15 protein-coding genes are annotated in these 19593 nt (G+C 38.2%); 8 read left to right on the top strand and 7 right to left on the bottom strand.

All coding sequences use genetic code 11. From position 1 onward, the window contains the following. The first annotated feature begins 13 nt into the window (after nt 1–13). Entirely contained in the window at nt 14–5059 is a 5046-nt protein-coding gene (locus BM143_RS16665) for a DUF4132 domain-containing protein (RefSeq protein ID WP_090025661.1), read from the top strand. 116 nt (nt 5060–5175) lie between these two features. Here the strand turns inward: BM143_RS16665 and BM143_RS16660 are convergent, their stop codons facing one another. Beyond that, nucleotides 5176–5511: a DUF3276 family protein gene (locus BM143_RS16660; protein WP_034701927.1), complete on the bottom strand. Its 336-nt coding sequence runs from the start codon at nt 5509–5511 to the stop codon at nt 5176–5178. Between the two features lie 99 nt (nt 5512–5610). Beyond that, nucleotides 5611–7272, bottom strand: a complete 1662-nt coding sequence (locus BM143_RS16655) for an ABC transporter ATP-binding protein (protein WP_090025659.1) — start codon at nt 7270–7272, stop codon at nt 5611–5613. A 90-nt stretch (nt 7273–7362) separates the two neighbouring features. Here BM143_RS16655 and BM143_RS16650 point away from each other — a divergent pair, with 90 nt between their 5' ends. The 5 genes from BM143_RS16650 (at nt 7363) to BM143_RS16630 (ending at nt 11429) form a co-directional block, all read left to right on the top strand. After that, the gene (locus BM143_RS16650; protein WP_034723291.1) at nt 7363–8268 is read left to right on the top strand and encodes a transcription antitermination protein NusB; all 906 of its coding nucleotides are present in this window, start codon (nt 7363–7365) and stop codon (nt 8266–8268) included. A 1-nt stretch (nt 8269) separates the two neighbouring features. Continuing rightward, nucleotides 8270–8785 carry a DUF1573 domain-containing protein gene (locus BM143_RS16645; protein ID WP_090025657.1) on the top strand — a complete coding sequence of 172 codons (516 nt, stop codon included), beginning with the start codon at nt 8270–8272 and terminating at the stop codon, nt 8783–8785. Between the two features lie 9 nt (nt 8786–8794). Continuing rightward, nucleotides 8795–9157 (top strand): preprotein translocase subunit YajC, encoded by a 363-nt coding sequence (gene yajC, locus BM143_RS16640; RefSeq protein WP_090025655.1) that lies wholly within the window; start codon nt 8795–8797, stop codon nt 9155–9157. A gap of 314 nt (nt 9158–9471) precedes the next feature. Continuing rightward, nucleotides 9472–10206: an SDR family NAD(P)-dependent oxidoreductase gene (locus BM143_RS16635; protein ID WP_090025653.1), complete on the top strand. Its 735-nt coding sequence runs from the start codon at nt 9472–9474 to the stop codon at nt 10204–10206. A 377-nt stretch (nt 10207–10583) separates the two neighbouring features. Continuing rightward, nucleotides 10584–11429, top strand: a complete 846-nt coding sequence (locus BM143_RS16630) for a mechanosensitive ion channel family protein (protein WP_090025651.1) — start codon at nt 10584–10586, stop codon at nt 11427–11429. 125 nt (nt 11430–11554) lie between these two features. Here BM143_RS16630 and ligD read toward each other — a convergent pair whose 3' ends face one another. From ligD to ku, 3 genes are all read right to left on the bottom strand, one after another. Beyond that, nucleotides 11555–13423 carry a DNA ligase D gene (ligD, locus tag BM143_RS16625; protein ID WP_090025650.1) on the bottom strand — a complete coding sequence of 623 codons (1869 nt, stop codon included), beginning with the start codon at nt 13421–13423 and terminating at the stop codon, nt 11555–11557. 71 nt (nt 13424–13494) lie between these two features. After that, nucleotides 13495–14100, bottom strand: a complete 606-nt coding sequence (locus BM143_RS16620) for a DNA polymerase ligase N-terminal domain-containing protein (protein ID WP_090025648.1) — start codon at nt 14098–14100, stop codon at nt 13495–13497. After that, a complete protein-coding gene (gene ku / locus BM143_RS16615; RefSeq protein WP_072921334.1) occupies nt 14100–14882 on the bottom strand; it encodes a non-homologous end joining protein Ku in 783 nt (260 codons plus the stop codon). Before ku ends, BM143_RS16620 begins: the two co-directional genes overlap by 1 nt. Before the next feature lie 145 nt (nt 14883–15027). Between ku and BM143_RS16610 the strand changes: the two genes are divergently transcribed. Beyond that, nucleotides 15028–15597 carry a Crp/Fnr family transcriptional regulator gene (locus BM143_RS16610; protein WP_090025832.1) on the top strand — a complete coding sequence of 190 codons (570 nt, stop codon included), beginning with the start codon at nt 15028–15030 and terminating at the stop codon, nt 15595–15597. Nucleotides 15598–15810: 213 nt separating this feature from the next. After that, complete coding sequence (locus BM143_RS16605) at nt 15811–17085, top strand: adenylosuccinate synthase (protein WP_090025646.1); 1275 nt, start codon at nt 15811–15813, stop codon at nt 17083–17085. A 65-nt stretch (nt 17086–17150) separates the two neighbouring features. Here BM143_RS16605 and BM143_RS16600 read toward each other — a convergent pair whose 3' ends face one another. Both BM143_RS16600 and BM143_RS16595 read right to left on the bottom strand, forming a co-directional pair. Beyond that, the gene (locus BM143_RS16600) at nt 17151–18482 is read right to left on the bottom strand and encodes a M12 family metallopeptidase (protein ID WP_090025644.1); all 1332 of its coding nucleotides are present in this window, start codon (nt 18480–18482) and stop codon (nt 17151–17153) included. 340 nt (nt 18483–18822) lie between these two features. Beyond that, complete coding sequence (locus BM143_RS16595) at nt 18823–19554, bottom strand: carbon-nitrogen hydrolase family protein (RefSeq protein ID WP_090025642.1); 732 nt, start codon at nt 19552–19554, stop codon at nt 18823–18825. Nucleotides 19555–19593 lie beyond the last annotated feature (39 nt).

The raw sequence follows: 19593 nt of genomic DNA, 5'->3' as shown, positions 1-19593 counted from the left end.
AATCTCAAAATACATGGAAATTATAGAAAAATTAGAATCGAAAAAGACCGTCAACCATTATCGGAATTTAAGGAAAGATTTAAAAGAGCAAACAGAAAAAGGTTTATTATCCCAAGTTTTTTCAAAACCTCAACTTAAGAAAGAGGTAGCGGAACTGGGATTATTAATAGTGGGTAAAACCAACTATTTTGAAGATTTAAGCCTGGGCTCCGAACGTATGGAAAAAATCAAAAAATATATCAAACCCAATATGTGGGATGATAATGACTATGATCAACTTTTGGTTTATTTCTTTGGACATCATGCAGATCTGGTAAAGCACGCCTTGACTAGAATGCCCCAGAAAATGTATCAGACAGGATACTACAGACGTTCTTTCCGTGCTCCCCACAATGAAAATTATATCCTTCTCAACCAGATTAATTTAATTGGAGGCTTGTTGCAGCTGCCAAGTAGCTATTCTTACATCAATGGAGGAGAACAGTTTTATGACCTGACGCTGGAAGAGCAGATCATCTATGACAGCGCCATATCAAACAGTTTAAACCAATTCTATATCTGGTCCGCAGCGATTGATACAGGAAATACAGCTATCTATCAATTGATAGAAGACATTATTTTCAATAAACATCCTGAAGGAAAAGTATCCCGGAATATCATCAAAGCATTACTCAATAGCGAGCAGAAACATTGTTGGGAACTCGTGGAAAAACTCCTTTTGGCGGCACAGCGACAGGAAGGTTTAAGACAAACTGTTCTGGAAGCTCTGGATGAAACAAGCATCGGTGCGTTGGAATATATGACCAATGTGATTGTAGAACATAAACTCACCCGTTTTTCATCCGTTGTGCGTTCCATAGATACTTGGACAGGCCTGGGTTGGGATGCCGAAAAAGAATCGGTGGTGAAGAATATTGTTTCACTCGCTCATACCTACTTCAACAATCCCGAACTGATTCCGGATGCTATAAAAAGCAAAAATAATAACGAAGTCTATATGGCGCTTTGGGTACAGTCTGTATGGGATGTGGAAAAAGCAGTTCCATATCTGCATCAGTTGTATGACCATGACAGTGTGGAAAAGAAATGTCTGGCCATAAAATTCGCGGGAGAAACCCATGATCCGTATATCCAAATGCCGTTATATTACAAAGCGGTACTGGAAGGTGATCTGCAGGTTTTGGCTTTTGCGGGTGAATCTTTATCAACGTTATTAAATGCCAATGCAGCTTCAAAATTCTATATCAACAATACCGATTATCCTGATTTCTTTGAAAAACTTCACGAGCTTACCCAAAAGATTGATGTAAAGGAAAAGAAATTTGAAGGGAAGATATTCTCCTGGCTCAATGCAACGTTCAGCAAAAGTAATTTATACGCGTCGATGTTTTATTTGGTGGGCGAGGATCAAGAAAAGCGGGATCTGGTTCTTTCTTATTTTGATCAGTTTGACCTTTCATTGCGTGAACAGTTGTCAAGAGGTATTTTAGGAGATTTCTACTGCTATTCCTACTCTTATAATTTCGGAAAGAAAAAGCAGGCAGTAACGCCGTTCCAGAAAGAATTTGCCTTTAAAATCATAAAAGACAGAGGAGAATCTTTAGTGGCTTCAGGGATCAATGTGCTTCAGCAAAACCCTTTGAGCAAAGAGGAACTGATGATTTTCTTTGATATGTTCAAAAGAAAAGGCGGCACACTTCGGAAGAAACTGATAGAATTGGTCGTACAGCAGGAAGATGGAGTAGTGAGTCCATTGGTTGAAGAATTAATGGTAAAAGGAGATATAGAACAGCGAACGGCTTCCCTGGATATTATGCTTCAGCTTCATAAAGATAAAAGAGTCTCTGCTCAGATCGGAAGCTGGACCCAACAGTTTTCAGAAAAGGCGAAAGTATCAGAAAGGGAACAGAGCCTTTTGGATCAGCTTAATCCTTCTGATGATCAAAAAGTACTTTCCGCAGACAACGGATTCGGGTTCTATGATCCTTCCGTGATCTCAAAATTTGAACTGCCCGTAGTGGAAGCCAATTCTGTATACGCACAGGCTACGAAAAAAGATAAGTATGGTTTTACACAATCCATGAACCATATCAAAGGGGAATTAGAAAAACTCAATGCTCTATTCCTTAAAAATAAAGATTATGAATACGAAGTAGACGACTGGAATGGCTCAAAAATAACTGTATTGATGGGCAATACCCTCCGACACATCAGAAACAATACGGAAGGTTTTACCTCTGAACAGATTGCTGAAAACTATCCTCTGCACGAAGTATGGGCACAGTGGTATAAAGATTCAGGACTTCAGCCGCGGGATTTATTCCTGCTGACTTTCGCTGAAAACTGCGACCGTAAAAAGTTCAGAGATTTCCTGGAAAACTATATGTTTTATCACAAGGATATTATTCCTAATCCTTTGAAAAGCGACTACTACTGGGATAATCCTGTTAAAAGAATTCTGGAAGTTTTACAGTATAAATTTGTATTTGAAGAGAAAACAGATTTCCTGATCGATGCATGCAGTACTCTGTTTGCTCATTTACCGGAGGAGGTCATTAACTACAAAGCAAAAGAAAATACCTATTATTATGGTGGAGGAGCCGGCTGGCAGCAGCTGGGCTTTTTCAATGTGTTTTTACAGGCAGTACCTTTTAAAGACCTTACCGATGAACAGTATATCAAACAGTGGAATCTTTACCGATGGATGCAGTATAATGGTTTGGAAGAAAATAAAAAACATTCAGTTCCGAATTTCCAATTATTCTGCAAAATGTATGAGTTAAACGTCATTACAAAAGATGAACTTTATGAAGGGATTTTCACGGCAGACTCCGTTATAAGGGATCTTACCAGAGCTAAAACCCATACGATTTACCATCATCAGGAAAAATATACAGATACATTTCCTTTCCTGAAACCGATTATCGAAGACATTCAGAATAAGTTCCTGGATGTAGAACTTATTCGCGGTGATGCGAATACTGCCGTTTCTCAATTTGTACAGGAATTTCAGACCATCTACGGAACCAACCGTCTTGTGCAGCTTTTAAAAGGGCTTGGGAAATCAACATTGTATGCCAACTACATTTATAGTTATGGCAATGAAAGTATGACCAAGCAGAAACTGTTCTCTTATCTCATCAAAAATTCTTATCCTTTGGAAAGTGATACTCAGGAATCATTCAATGAAATGATGAAGAAAGAGAAGATCTCGGAACTGCGTTTGATCCAGGCAGCTGTTTATGCGCCGCAGTGGCAGAAACTCATCAGTACTTATTTAGGCTGGAAAGGTTTAGATTCTGCGATCTGGTGGATGCATGCTCATACCAAAACCAGCACCTATCAGGCTCAGAATTCAGAACTGGAAAGTGAAGTGGCCAAATATTCATCCGTAGATGTTCAGGAGTTTCAGGATGGGGCAGTGGACAAAGACTGGTTTACACAAGCTTACAAAGAATTAGGAAAAGCCCGTTGGGAAATGCTGTATGAATCTGCTAAATATATTTCCGATGGAAACGGACACCGCCGGGCACGACTGTATTCCGATACGCTTACCGGCGATTTAAAAATCAAAGAAGTAACAGCTAAAGTGAAAGATAAGCGTGATCAGGATTATCTCCGGGTGTATGGACTTGTGCCATTGAGCAAAGCTAATTCGGAAAAAGATGTCCTGAGCCGCTATGAATACATTCAGCAGTTTAAAAAGGAAAGTAAGGAATTTGGTTCCATGAAACAGGCGAGTGAAGCACTGGCGATTCGTGTGGCATTGGAAAACTTAGCCCGAAATGCAGGCTATCCGGATCCGATCCGATTGACCTGGGCGATGGAAACCAAACAGATTCAAACCATTTTATCAAAAGAAACGCAGGTGACGATTGATGGAGTGACAGTAGGTTTGATTATAGAAGACGATGGAAAAGCCGAAATGGTCGTATTCAGGGATGATAAACAGCTTAAATCCATTCCGCCGAAAATCAAAAAAGATAAAGCGATCATAGAATTAGGAAATTACCGTAAAATCATGCGTGAACAATGGACCCGTTCCCGAAAAGGGCTGGAAGAAGCCATGATAAGAGGTGACGAGTTCTTTTTTGCAGAAATTAAAAACCTTTTTGAACATCCGGTTATTGTAAAACATCTGGAAAAGCTCGTATTCATTTCCAATGATGATAAAATAGGATTCTATCATGATGGAAATCTGGTGAATGCTCATGGAGAAATTCAGGAATTAAATGAAACCAATACGCTGCGGATTGTCCATTGCGTCGATCTTCATCAGCACGGGGTCTGGAGCGATTATCAGCACTATTGTTTTACGGAAAAACTGATCCAGCCGTTCAAGCAGATATTCAGGGAACTGTATGTGCCTACACAGGATGAGCTGAAGGAAAAATCTGTGTCACGCCGTTATGCCGGACATCAGGTTCAGCCGAAACAGGCATTGGCACTGCTTAAAACACGAGGCTGGAAAGTAGATTACGAAGAAGGTCTTCAGAAAGTGTATCATAAGGAAGGCTTCCAGGTGAAAATGTATGCCGCTGCCAATTGGTTTTCACCAGCCGAAGTGGAAAGTCCGACTTTGGAAACCATAGAATTCCATTCATTAAAAGATTATAAAAATATTCCTTTTGAAGATATCAATCCACGACTGTTTTCAGAGGTGATGCGCGATATAGATCTGGTGGTATCGGTAGCTCACGTAGGGGGAGTAGATCCGGAAGCAAGTCATTCTTCCATTGAAATGCGTGCAGTACTTATGAAAGAAACGGCCCGCTTATTTAAACTGGATAACGTAAGTATTGAAGGCTCTCATGTATTGGTGAAAGGGAAAATGGGAGACTATAGTGTGCATTTAGGCAGTGCGGTTGTACATCAGGTTCCGGGCAAATACCTGTCTATCCTTCCTGTTCACTCGCAACATAGAGGAAGACTGTTCCTGCCTTTTGCAGATGACGATCCGAAATCTGCAGAAGTGATGTCTAAAGTATTACTGTTAGCCAAAGACGATGAAATCCAGGATCCAACGATTCTTACACAGATCAAAAGAGAATTTGTATAAAATCAAAGAGGTGCATTTTTTAAAGATGTGCCTCTTTTTTTTAATTTGCAATAAGCCTATTTTAGGCACAAAAAAAGCACCTTTTTCAGATGCTTGTGTTTTTAGATATTCTTTTGTTAAACTTCGTCGTCAGAATCAATAGTGAATGATTTGCTTTTGAAGTCTTTGTCGTGTTTTTCTGATATTACATCCTCACCCTTCTCGTTAATGATGAAATCTGTGGATTCATTAAACATCTCCTGAAAACTTTTAAAATCTTCTTTGTAAAGATAAATTTTGTGCTTCTCGAATGTAGCTTCCCCATTCTCCCCGAAGTTCTTTTTACTTTCGGTAATCGTAAGATAATAATCTCCTGCTTTCGTCTCGCGCACATCAAAGAAATAAGTTCTTCTCCCTGCTTTTAACACCTTAGTGAAAATTTCATTTTCATGGCGTTCCTTGTATTCACTCATTGTTAGATATTTTTTAATCTTGTTAAGAACAAATATAAAAGAATTCTTTTAATCACAAAATTTTTTTTATGATTTATTTAACAATTGAGAATGAAACGGCTAAGCAGTTACAGAATTAGCAATTTCGGTAAGGTTGATGATTTTATCGGCTTTTTGAGCGCTAGACTCTCTGTGTGTGATAATTATGGACGTGGCATTGTTGATTTTCCGGTCGATATTTTCAAGGATATTCTGTTCCGTTTCCGTGTCCAGGGCAGACAAAGAATCATCAAAAATGATGATATTCGGATCCTTTATTAAAGCTCTTGCGATACAAATCCTTTGCTTCTGGCCTCCCGAAAGCATTACCCCGCGTTCACCAACAAGTGTTTTATACTGCTCTTTAAATTCAACAATATTTTTATCTACATCCGCAATTTTGGCATATTCCACCACTTTTTCGTGGGAAGGATGATCAATGGCAAAACCGATATTATTTTCAATAGAATCCGAGAATAAATAGCTTTCCTGAGGAATATATCCAATGAAATTTCTGTAATTGGTCAGGTTATGATCTTTCAGATTCTTCCCGTCAATCAGGATTTCACCCTCCGTAGGATCAATAAGTCTGCACAGCAGAAGGGCAATCGTTGATTTTCCGCTTCCTGTTTTACCCATGATCGCTAAAGATTCACCGGCTTTGATTGTAAAGCTTAAATTATCTAATGCTTTGATGCCTGTGTTTGGATAAACGTAGGAAACATTTCTGAATTCAATATCTCCTTTAATAGGATAGTTTTCAAAGTTGGTGTTAATAACTTCTGATTTTTTATCAAGAAATTCATTGATCCTCTGCATTGAAGCCTCCGCTCTCTGGTTTACAGAAGTTACCCAACCTACCATGGAGAATGGCCAGATGAGGATATTGATATACATGAAGAAATCGGCAATTTTACCCACGCTAAGTTCTCCGGCAATATATTTCTGTCCGCCTACAAGAATAACAGCCACGTTCAGTAATCCGATTACAAATAAAATAATGGTAAAGAAATACGCTTCTGTTTTCGCTAAATCCAAAGCTTTGTTTTGATAATCAGTAACTTTGATACCGTAATTCTTCTTGATGTAATTTTCTTTAGCAAAAAACTTCACCACTCTGATGCCCGAGAAACTGTCCTGTACAAAAGTAGAAATCGCAGACTGACTTTTCTGCATGATCTTCGACTTCTGATTGATGATCGAACTCACCTTAAATATAATATAGGATAGAATAGGAAGTGGCAACAACGTCCATACCGTCATAGACGTATCTGTTTTCAACATATAAATGCTGGTGATCACAAGGAGAATCACCAGGTTCACCACATACATTACACCAGGTCCCAAATACATTCTTACCGCCACCACGTCTTCACTTAACCTGTTCATAAGGTCACCAATCGTAGTCTGTTTGTAGTCTGTAAGCGAAAGTTCCTGATAATGTCTGTAGATCTTGTTTTTCAGTTCATATTCAATTCTTCTGGATGCAACGATGATCGTCTGGCGCATCATAAAAGTGAAAAATCCGGTCAGAAGTGAACAGCCTACAATAATGGCGACATACACCAAAACCTGATTGTTGAAGCCCAGATTGCCGCTTTTGGTAAGTTCGTCCACAGATTTTCCTACAAACTGAACTTTATATATATTGAAGAAATTACTGGCAATGATAAATAACAACCCCCAAAACAATAATATTTTGTGCTTCCAAAAGTAAGGGTTTAAGGTTTTTAGCGCTTTCATAAAGTTTTACAAATTTACAAAAATGTAGGCAGACTACGAATTTCATCAATTTTAATTTTTGTATCTTTGCACCCATAAAAAGCTCTTTGAATGTTAGGAAGACGACAAATCCGTGAAAAAGTAGTACAAACAGTGTATTCTTACTATCAGAATCCTGTAAAGTTTGATATTTTAGAGAAAAATATGTTCTCTGGGATAGAGAAAATCTATAATCTCTATATCTATCAGCTTAATTTTTTGGTAGCTCTGAAAGAATTGGCAGAGACTCAGATCGAAATTGGGAAGAATAAATATCTTAAAACCGATGCTGAAATAAATCCTAACCAAAAATTCATCAATAACCAGGTACTGATCAAGCTGGAAGAAAATCCTGAGAGATTGTTTTTCACAGGCCAGCACAAGCAGGTGAAGTGGGATATGCATGATGATATATTGGTGAAAACTTTCCAGAGAATTACTGCAGGAAAGCGTTACCAGGATTTCATGAAGGAAGACGGATATTCTTTTGAAGAAGATCAGAAGTTTATCGGGAAACTGTTTTTAAGATACATCGCTGAGAATGATGATTTTCAGGAATATCTTAGTGATAAAGAACTTTCATGGTACGATGATATCCACATCGCCAACTCTATGGTACAGAAAACAATCGGTTTCCTTAAGGAGGATGAAGAAAGCAGAACATTAATCAAAATGATTAAGGATGAAGAGGATAAAGATTTCGCAGGAAAACTTCTGAGAGATACCCTGAACAACTGGGAAGCTAATGAGAAAAAGCTGAGTGAAAGGTTGGAAAACTGGGATCTGGAAAGAGTTTCTTTAATGGATAAAGTCATTTTGTCAACAGCACTTTCTGAGCTGGATAATTTTCCTTTTACGCCTTCAAGAGTTATTATCAATGAATATATTGAAATTGCAAAAGTATATGCAACGGACCGTTCCAATATCTTCATTAACGGAATTTTGGATAAATATTGTAAAGATCAAAATAGAATTTAACATGAAAAAGACGTTATCAATTGTCGCTTTGTCTATCATAGGCCTTGGTTTGGTTTCTTGTAAAAAAGAAAATCAACAAGCTGCTACAGGTGCAGAAGTTGCTAATATTACAGATTCTACAGCGGGTGCTACTAATTTAGCTCCTACTGCCGCTGCTCCGGTTTCGGCTGAAGGTGCTACTACAGCTCCGGTTTCTAATCAGCCATTGACATCTGTTGCTCTATCTGAAAACAACTTCGATTTTGGAAAAATCAAAAAAGGAGATAAAGTACAGCACATTTACGAGATTACAAATACAGGGAAAAATCCTTTGGTAATTTCTGAAGTAAAGCCCGGATGCGGATGTACTGCTCCTGATTTTACAAAAGAACCAATTCTTCCTGGTAAAAAAGGAAAAATCACTTTGCATTTTGACTCTTCAAGCTTCGACGGAAACGTTCAGAAGTATGCAGATGTATTTGCTAACGTAGATAAGGCTCCTATCAAATTAACGTTCACAGCGAACATCCAACCATAATATAACTATATGTTGACAATCTTTTTACAGGCACAGCAGGGGTCTTCATCTATGATGCTGATCATGATGGGGGTAATGTTTGTGGGGTTTTATTTTCTGATGATAAGACCACAGATGAGAAAACAGAAGCAAGAGAAAACCTTCCAGGAAACTTTAAAAGTAGGAACCAGAGTAGTCCTTACTTCAGGTCTTCACGGTAGAATTGCTCAGGTTCAGGATGACGGATTCGTTATTGAAACCTTATCTGGAAAACTGAAATTCGAAAAAGCAGCCGTTTCAAGAGAATTTACTGAAGCGCGTTTTGGAGAAAAAGCAAAAGCAGCTGCTGAAAAAACAGCTGAGAAAAAAGAAATTGATACTGAAAAGAAATAATTTTTCAGTTTGAAAATATCGCTCGGCGCGGTGAACGAAGTTCACCGCGCCGAGTTTTTTATAGCTAAAGAATCAAGAGTCAAGATTTCAGATGGAAGACTTTTTTAGGTTAAGGCTAAGATTGAGATTGGGAAATGTCAATGGTGAATTTTGCTTCGCCAGTGAATGATGAAACACTCCAGCTCAGAAACCCACCTCAAATAACTCATCACTCATCATTTAAAACTCATAACTTTTAATAATTAGTGTTATCCGTGAACCTATTCGTGAAATTTGTGTTTAAAAATTAAAATCAAATAAAATATCTTTGCACCATGAATCAAAAGACAGACAAAACAGTTCTCATTCTGGGCGCCAATTCAGACGTGGCCAAACAATGTATCATACAGTACATTCAGAAAGGATTTTCTGTTATTGCAGCTTCAAGGGATACTTCCTCACTTGAAAAATTTGTCGCAGACAACAGACTGGATGCTTCAAAGGTGACCATTCTCTATTTTGACGCTGTAGATTTTGATTCTCATCAGAAATTTTATGATGCTCTTCCGGTAAAACCACATATTGCAGTGTACGCAGCGGGTTTTCTGGTTGACAATGAAAAAGCATTGATTGAATTTAAAGGTACTCAACAAATGATGCAGGTCAATTATATGGGAGCCGTTTCCATCCTGAACATCATTGCCATGGATGAGAAGAACATACATCTGGAAAGAATCATCGGTTTATCTTCACTGTCCGGAGTGAGAGGAAGGAAAAGTAATTTTGTGTATGGAAGTACCAAAGCAGCGTTTACGCAATATTTAGCAGGCTTAAGGCAGGAATTGGCATCAAGAAAAATAAAAGTCAATGCTTTGGTGATCGGTTATATCAGAACAAAGATCAATGAAGGCCTGCAGCTCAACGAATCCTTGATTATGGAACCTGATTATGTGGCAAAACATATTGTCAATGCTGGAAATTCGTTTACTATCGTTCCGAATTTTAAGTGGAAGATGATTTATCTGATTTTGAAAATTCTTCCGGAAGGTTTGGTGGCTAAGCTTCCTTAATATTTCTCATTAAATCTCTATTTTTAGAAAATAAGGGTTATAAAATGTAATGATAAATTCTATTTATTGTTTTGTTCTTATAGCCTGAACTTTATCATTGAAAAAACGGTTGTATACCCAACTGAGCATCCATATTTTTTTCATTATTTTTATCACTCAGAATTTTTCCTTACACAGGATTCGACTTCTAAAACGATCATTGAGTAAAGCCAAAACAGGCTTTCGCGCTATCCAACCATAATTTCTTTGAACATTACTTTAGGCCAAAAGGTTTAAGGGTGTATTTCAGTGTTCACTATGTCACATTTCCCCTGGAAATTCGGTTGCCGGCAAAATTCGGTCAATAAAATATTTAAATTAAAAATAAACAGTAGAAAATGGATGATTTAAAATTAAACAGTATTCAACAGCATTGGGATCACTTCATATCCTCAGCAATTGCCTGGGCTCCTAAGATTATTACCGCTGTTATTTCAGCATTTCTGATCTATCTGATTGGGTCGTGGCTTATCAGAATGATTAAAAAACTCGTTGAAAAAGCTTTTAAAAAGCGTAATATGGAAGCTTCATTGCAGCTATTCCTTTTAAATATCATCAGCTGGGCTCTTAATATTCTGCTCTTTATTGTGGTCGTTACCCAGCTGGGAGTACAGACCTCTGCATTTGTAGCGATGATAGGTGCGGCGGGATTGGCTGTAGGTCTGGCTTTGCAAGGTTCTCTGACAAATTTTGCAGGAGGGATACTTATTTTACTGTTGAAGCCTTTCAAAATAGGTGATTTTATCTCAGTCAGTTCAGGGGTTTCCGGAACGGTGAATGCTATAGATGTTTTTCATACAAGATTGATCACACCACAGAATCAGTTAATTGTCATTCCCAATGGAGAAATTTCAAATAAAAGTATCACCAATTATACCCAGTTGGGAACACGGAGAACCTGGTTTGATATTGGGGTTTCCTATACTGCTGATTTAAAACAGGCAAAAGAAATTTTATTGTCAGTTATTAACAGTAACCAATATGCTCTTAAGGAACCTGCCCCACAAGTAGTCGTTACAGAGCTAGGAGACAGCGCCGTGAATTTATCCGTACGGGCTACGGCAACCAATGAAAATTTCTGGGCAATGAATGAAGAGTTAATTATCAACTGTAAAGCAGCTCTTGATAAAGCCGGAATTGAAATACCCTTTCCTCAAAGAGATATTCATGTTTATAACCAATAACACATGTGTTTTTAACAAGTACCAACAGCTCCTGCATTTATTTTAGTGCAGGATTTTTTATTGAAGATGTGATATTTCAGATTCCCAACCCCGCAACTCTAAAACTCTCCGACCCTAAAACCCTCCTATTCTCCAGCTCCCAACAATTCCAACGCCTTCATCATATCAATTCCCTTTCCCAAAACAGGTTTAAACAAATCACCCTTCTCCTTGATTCTCTCCAAAGCATTATGAATGGTAAAATCAGTTGGTTTCAGACCCGGTTTTACCTCTTCCCAATCCAAAGGCATAGAAACAGAAGCGCCTTCTTTAGGTCTCAAACTGTATACACTTGCTAAAGTCTGTCCCGTCCGGTTTTGCAGATAATCCAGATAAATTTTCTTATCATCCCTTTTCTGTAGGCTTCGTTCAAGAGTGGTCAGTTTCGGTAGCTTTTCATTCACCTGTTTCATCAGAATGTGTGCAAAATCTTTTACCTGGTCAAAATCATACTTTCCACCCATCGGAATATAGATATGAATTCCCGTACTTCCCGAAGTTTTGCAGTAGCCTTTAATTTTAATTGCATCTAAAACTTCATTCACCTGAAGCGCTGTTTCAACCACATCATCAAATGTATTCTTCTTAGAAGGATCTAAATCCAGTACCAGATAATCCGGATGTTCCAGATCAGGAAGCGAACTGTTCCAAGGGTTCAGATCGATGCAGCCTAAATTATTCAGATACGCTAAAGTTGCTTTGTCATTACAGTACACATAATCAATGTATTTGTCATTGGATTCCGAATAAACTTTTGTTGTTTTGATCCAGTCCGGCATACTGTCACCTGCATCCTTCTGATAAAATCCCTGCTCTTCAATGCCGTTGGGGAAACGGTTGAGAGAAAGCGGACGGTTTTTCAAATATGGAAGAATATAAGAAGCAACGGACTGGTAATAGGCTATGACATCTCCTTTCGTAATGTCATCTTTGGGGAAATAAATCTTATCCTGATTGGTGAGTTTTACCTTGTGCTGGTCTAAAGTAATTTCCTTTTCTTTTTCGGAGTTCTCAGCTTTCTTTAAAGGTTTTTTTGCTTTCATTTCTTTAGGATTTTCATTGGTTGGAGTGTCTGTGTCTTCAGGTTCTTTATCTTCGCGGATGGCCACAAAAACAGGATGACGATAAATTCCGTCTTTGGTAACTTCAGAATATTTAATTTCACAAACCAGCTCAGGTTTTGTCCATGTTACGGGCATATTCGTCTTCGGAACCGTTTCAAATGGAGATGTTTTTATGACAAGTTTTTGGAGCCTGTCATAAAGCTGTTTTAAAGATTCATTATTAAAACCTGTTCCTGTATGGCCACAGTAAATTAGCTTTCCTGAAATGTATTTTCCTAAAATTAAAGCTCCAAAGCTTTCCCGTGAGCCCCGGGGTTCTGTAAATCCACAGATAATGGCTTCGTCTGTATTCGTAAATTTTATTTTTAGCCAGTCATTCGTTCTGTGATTTTCCACATATAAACTGTCGGCTTTTTTGGCAATCATTCCTTCCAGCTTCATTTTTTTCATCTGGTTAAAAAAAGCAATTCCTTTTTCGGGAATATGATCGCAATATTTGATCACATCAGTTTCCGTTAAAGCTTCTTTTAAAAGTTCCTTGCGTTGTACGAGAGGGAGTTCTTCTGTAGAATGACCATTCAGCCAGAGAAGATCAAAAACTTGGTAGGTTAAGGCCATATCAGGATGATCGCCAATCTGTTGCAGAAGCTGGAAATTAGGTTTTCCATGCTCGTCATAAGCCACAATTTCACCATCCAGAATCATTTTATATTTCTGCTGATCAAAGTCTTTCGTAATTTTTTCAAATTTTGATAAAAATGAAATCCCGTTTCTGGAGTAGAACAGGGGATTGGTATGGCTGAGATCGGCAACAGCTCGGTAGCCGTCCCATTTGATTTCAAAAACCCAGTCCTCATCGTCGAATGCTTGATCAAAAGGTTTGGCCAGCATCGGTTTGATGAATGAGCTTAGCTTTTTTTCGTTCGTTAATGAATTGAAATTTTTAAACCTTTTTTCAGAGGTTACAACTTCTTTTTTTTCTTTATTTTTGGGCTTTTTTTTTCCTCTAAGAATTTCGTCACAAGAGATTTGGGTGAAGTGTTTTCCTCAGCATTATAAGGACTTTCTTCAAATTGGTCTTTGTGTTTAATGAGCAGCCAGGCATTATCCTCCGTGTTTTTCATTTTCACAAGAGCAAATTCTCCCTTCAGTTTTTTTCCGTGCAGAATAAATTTTAATGAACCGGCACGAAGTTCTTTCAGGAGCTCTTTTTCATCCGACAGTTTGCTGTCTTTATCCAAAGGCTCATACGTTCCGCTGTCCCAGACTTCCACCTGGCCTGCTCCATAATTTCCTTCTGGAATGTTTCCTTCAAAATCTTTATAATCATAGGGGTGGTCTTCCACCATCATCGCCAGTCTTTTATCTTTGGGATCTAATGAAGGACCTTTCGGAACCGCCCAGCTTTTCAGGACTCCATCCATTTCCAGACGGAAATCATAATGAAGACGCGATGCGGCATGCCTCTGGATAACAAAAATAAGCTGGTCTTTGCTTTTTTTCGTTTTGCCCTCAGGTTCGGTAGTTTCATCGAACTTTCTTTTATTCTGGTAATCTTTCAGAGCCATTAGGATGCAGATTTAGATTTGGGACTTTGTAAACTGGCTTTCAGCTGAGCCATAAGGTCTATCACCTTACCTTCTTTTGCAGGTTCGGCTTTTTTCGTTTTAATGCTTTTGCCTTTTGCTTTTTTTCTGATAATCTTCATCAGTTCATCAGAATAAGTGTCTTTGTACATCGCCGGATCAAAATCCTGAGAAAGCTGTTTGATAAGACTTACCGCCATTTTCAGTTCTGCAGGTTTGGGAGCTTTTGCGGCAGGAATTTTCAGATCTTTATAATCTCTTATTTCCTGATCAAATCGGAGACGGTTCAGAACGAGTATATCTTTGTAAGGCCTGATCATCCCAATCGCCTCACTGTCCCGAAGAACGAAGGTACCGATGCCTGCCATTTCTGTTTCCTGTAAAGCTTTTAACAGAAGCCTGTATGCGTTTTCACCATTTTTCTGAGGTTCCAGATAATAAGGATTTTCAAAGTACACACTATCTACTTCAGCTTCCTTTACAAATTGATCGATGGAGAGTATTTTTGTTTTCTCGGGGCTGGCTGCCTCATAATCTTCCTCATCAAGAACGATGTATTTATCATCCATGAGATAGCCTTTCACAATGTTTTCCCATTTCACTTCTTTTCCTGTACTCTCGTTGACTCTTTTAAATTTGATATTGGAAAAATCAGATTTATCGAGCATATCGAGGTCCAGTTTCGTGGTTTCTGTGGCGGAATAAATTTTAACCGGGATATTGACTAAACCGAAGCCAATGGCGCCGTTCCAGATTGCTTTCATTGTCTTACGTTTTTAAAAATCAATCAATTAACATGCCGTGAGACGGTGATGTGGTATATTTTATATGCTTTGTTGTCAAATGACAATGGGTTCTCCGGCGTATTTTTATACTTTTATAGTTCCGGACTATTCAGGCAACATAAACATGGAAGAACTTTTTAATTACATCCGCAAATTCGGAATACTCAATGCCGAGGAAGAACAGCTGATCGCGGAAGGTCTGCAGGAAATCACCATAGAAAAAGGAGAAGCTTTCATAGAAGCCGGAAAGGTGAGCCGAAAGATCGCATTTGTAAAAGAAGGCGTTTTCCGGTCTCTGTACTACAATAAACTGGGGGATGATTTTACCCGCTACTTTATCTATGAAGGAAGGTTTATCGGAGATTTCCATGGCTTTGCAGATCAGATGCCCTCACTTGAATACATTGAAGCTATCACAGACGGAGTTTTGCTGTCCATAGATCTTGATCATTTTAAAAAGCTGGAAAAAGAAATTGCCATCTGGCCTTTTTTGTTCGCCAAAGTACATGCTTTTGTGGCAGAGAATAAACTTAAGGTTGTAAGCACAATGCTCAATCTGGATGCCAAGGCTCGTTACATTCATTTTTTAGATCATTATCCGGGGCTTGCCAACAGGGTTCCACAATCTATGCTCGCATCTTATCTTGGAATTACCCCTTCGTCTTTAAGCCGTATAAGAAGGAATATTGTATAAAAATCAATAAGAACCGGCTTCAGCCCGTTTTAATATTAACAAATTTCCACCGGCTCCAGCCGAAAGTGTATCTGTTTAAACATCAGGTTTTCATCGTTATCAATACTTTTTACATTATACATTATACATTATACAAGGAAATATTCTTTTTTGCCAAATGACAATGGCCTCATTTCAAAACCATCATAGCTTTGCAGCATAAAATTTAAATATATGGACATTGTATTAGGCCTGCAGTGGGGTGATGAAGGTAAAGGAAAATTTATTGATCTCATCAGCGAAGGTTATCACATGACGGCCCGTTTTAATGGCGGTGCCAATGCCGGACACAGTATAGAACGAAATGGTAAGAGAATCACTTTAAAATCACTTCCTTCCGGGATTTTTATGAAAGGCGTTCAGAATGTTATAGGAACAGGAACGGTACTGGATCCGGTAAGTCTGCGAAAAGAAATTTTAAATCTTAAACAATTTGACGAAACGATTGAGCCTGAAAACAGTCTGATGATTTCTAAAAAGGCACACCTTGTTCTACCTACCCATAGACTTTTGGATTGCTTTATGGAAGACAATCCGGATTATACCACCATCGGAACAACGAGAAATGGTATTGCACAGGCGTATTCCAATAAGATCTTAAGACAGAACCTGAGGGTTGGCGATATAGATGCTCCGGATTTTAGAAACAAAGTAGAACAGATTTTAGAAAGAGATTACAGGCTTCTTGCCGGAGGAGATATGGTGCTTCCTTCATTAGAGGAAATCAGCAGTGAGTTTTTTGAAGCAATAGATTTCCTGAAAAAATTCACTCGTACAGAAACAGAGCTGGTGCTGAATACAGCTTTATCTGAAGGTAAAAAGATTCTTGCAGAAGGATCAGAGGCAGTGATGCTGGATATAGATCATGGTACATATCCTTATGTAACTTCCTCATCTACCACAGCTGCAGGAGCATGTGTTGGACTGGGTGTTTCACCTAAGAAAGTCGGTGAAATATTCGGGATTGCAAAAGCATATTGCACAAGGGTAGGAAATGGCATGTTTCCTACAGAAATTTTTGACAGCGTTGGTGAAGAGATCAGACAGAAAGGAAATGAATTCGGTTCCAATACAGGTCGTCCCAGAAGAATCGGCTGGCTGGATCTTCCGGCTTTACGATATGCCATTATGATCACCGGAACTACTCAGGTTATTCTGACCAAAGCTGATGTTTTAAGCGGAATGGAATCCGTGGCAGTTTGCACCCATTATGAGCTTGAAGATGGAAATCTGGCCCGGACTTCAGGAACGCTTCCTGAAAATGCCCGTCCGGTTTTAAAACAGATGAAAGGCTGGGAAGGCGATATTACCGCAATTCAGGGTTCTTCCAACCTACCCGAAGAATTGAAAGCTTTTCTTTCTTTTCTGAATGATGAGCTGGGTGTTCCCATTACTTATCTTTCTACGGGACCGGGAAGAGATGAGATATTGAAATTAAACAGTAAATAATTATAAAACAAAAGAGGTTAAGGAAAATAAATTCCCTAACCTCTTTATCTGGATAAAAAAATATATTAATTAACTTTTGTAAGTTTAAAACGTTGCTTTGTAGGCGGCTGAACCGTTTGATCCGTACTACCGATTACAATAGGAGTAAGGTTGGCGGTTAGACCTCCCTTTACCTCTAATCTCAGGGATGGTGCATTCTTAGGAGCGAAGGCAAAACCATTATTTCCCAGATTGAATAATAACCATTTCTGAGCATCGGTATTAGAATTAGTTCTAATTTCTACTGCTGTTCCATTTGCTGTTCCGCTGCTCTTTACAGTTAAAACCTTTGTCGGATCCAAAGTAGATTTGATGGTATAATACCCATGATCAGATTTAGTGAAAGTAAATCTCTGGTTATTCCCCGTAGAGGCCGAATACAGAATCACACTGGTACCATCTGTAGTGGAGCTTCCGGAAATATCTACATTTTTATCATTCGCTAAAGAAGTTGTAAAAGTATAAGTTCCGTTGACTGCAGAAGTCGCATTAACAGGACCGTACAAATGGTTAATTCCTGCATAGTCACCGGCAGACAATCCTGTTCTTTGTTTGGTAAAAGTAGAACCGTCCAGTTTAGTCATTACAGGCTGGCTTGAGTTGATCGCAAAATCTGTAGACTGATACATCATCACCGAACCGAAATCAAATGCACCGTGTCCTGCGTAATCATTGTAAAGGTTGAAGTTATGACGGCTTCCTTCTACCGCTCTGTTTACATCTACAATAATATACTGATCTCTGTCCGGACGGCACTGTTCATGCATGATTCCCATAGAGTGCATCACTTCATGGGCAATAATGGCCGGATAGGTAATATTATAAATTTTAATACCATTTACTCTGTTTTGCTGCCATCCGAGCGGAGAACTGTTACCTGTTGAATAGGTAAAGGTGATATATTCTGTCTGGTTGGTACGTTGAACAAACTGAACACTGGTTTGAGAAGAAATCATATCAAACGCTTTGTTAATGTTGGTAAGAAACGTATTGTAGTTCTGAGTACTCAGCGTTCCCTGACTGGGTAATGTATAATAGACTGTTGCGCTTGGCCATGTCTTGATAAAAGAGCTTACGATGGTACTTTTCTCCGATGTTGACAGTTCGGAATTGGCCTGCATCTTTAATTTGTTAAACTGTTCAGATGAAATCGTAATGTCGTCTGCGTAAAAATATTCACCATTGACTTCATTGACATACGTGTAAGTTCCGTTGATTAATAATTTGTGAACCGTCGTATTATCCAGCTTAGCCGTTGTGTGATCCATTGGATTGGCTTGCGCATTTTCAATATCCGACCTACAAGAATTCAGTGCCAGAACAAGGCACCCCGATAAGAGTAATAGTTTGCTTTTCATATGATTTAAATATTGGTGTATCGGTAAGGTTTTTCCAATATGAACGATGAGATTGTTATCATATTCACATAAGAATTATAAATATACCAATAAAAACTATATTTAAACATAACATAATATAATAGTTGTTTTACTGTTTATTTTCTTGAATTGTTTATTTATTTCGTTAATAAATTTATTTCTTGTGATTTTATTCTATCAAATTAAAGTTTTAATTATTTCACGTATATTTGATATAATGGTCGAAATGACTCCATATTAGGATTGAAAACCGAGTTAAACTGAATGTTTCTATAATTTTGGATGAAAAAACGGAATTTTTTGTTCCCTTTGGTAAATATCAGTTGATATAAATTTTTTCGAACTGATCATTATTGGTGTCTACAATCAGAATCCCTTCATTTTCACTATTGAGCTGGTCTATTAAACTTCCTGTATTACTCCAGACAGAAGATTTTCCGGCGCATTCATAACCTCCGGATTCCCCAATGAAATTGGCCATTACAACATGCATATGATATTTTTCTGCGCTGTTGGAAAGCTTACTAATATCTTCATCGATGCCATTGACCGAATTGAGTACACTTGCTGCATATATATTTGAACCTTCCTGATAAGCTTCCTGTGAATGCATCGGATCTGATAAATCATAGCATATGGCTAATGATATTTTATTCTGAAAAACTTCCAGCTGACAAAAGCAATCTCCTTTCGAAAAAATTTCGATTTCTGTTGGGAAAAGATTCCGTTTTGAATACACTTTTCTCCTTTTCCCCGGCTCGAATATAATACTGCTTATAAATAGCTGATCGTCTGATTTTGTTGGCATTCCTACGATAATACTCATGTTATTATTGTCTGCCATTTTTTGAAAGACATCTAAAATCTGATCTTCATAATCAATGGAAAGCTGTTCTGCTAATTCAGGTTCATAGCCAGTAATTGAAAGCTCAGGAAAAATAATCAGATCTACATTTTCAGTGGATGCTGCTTTGATTACTGTTTTATGATTTTCAATGTTTTTTAGAATATCTCCTTTTATGGGTTTGATTTGTGCTGCTGCGATTTTCATAGGATATCAATAAAAAAGCGGAGAAAAAATCTCCGCTTT

This window comes from Chryseobacterium oleae (genome assembly GCF_900115055.1).
GTDB classification, from domain to species: domain Bacteria; phylum Bacteroidota; class Bacteroidia; order Flavobacteriales; family Weeksellaceae; genus Chryseobacterium; species Chryseobacterium oleae.
This window is presented reverse-complemented; position numbering and strand designations above follow the sequence as displayed.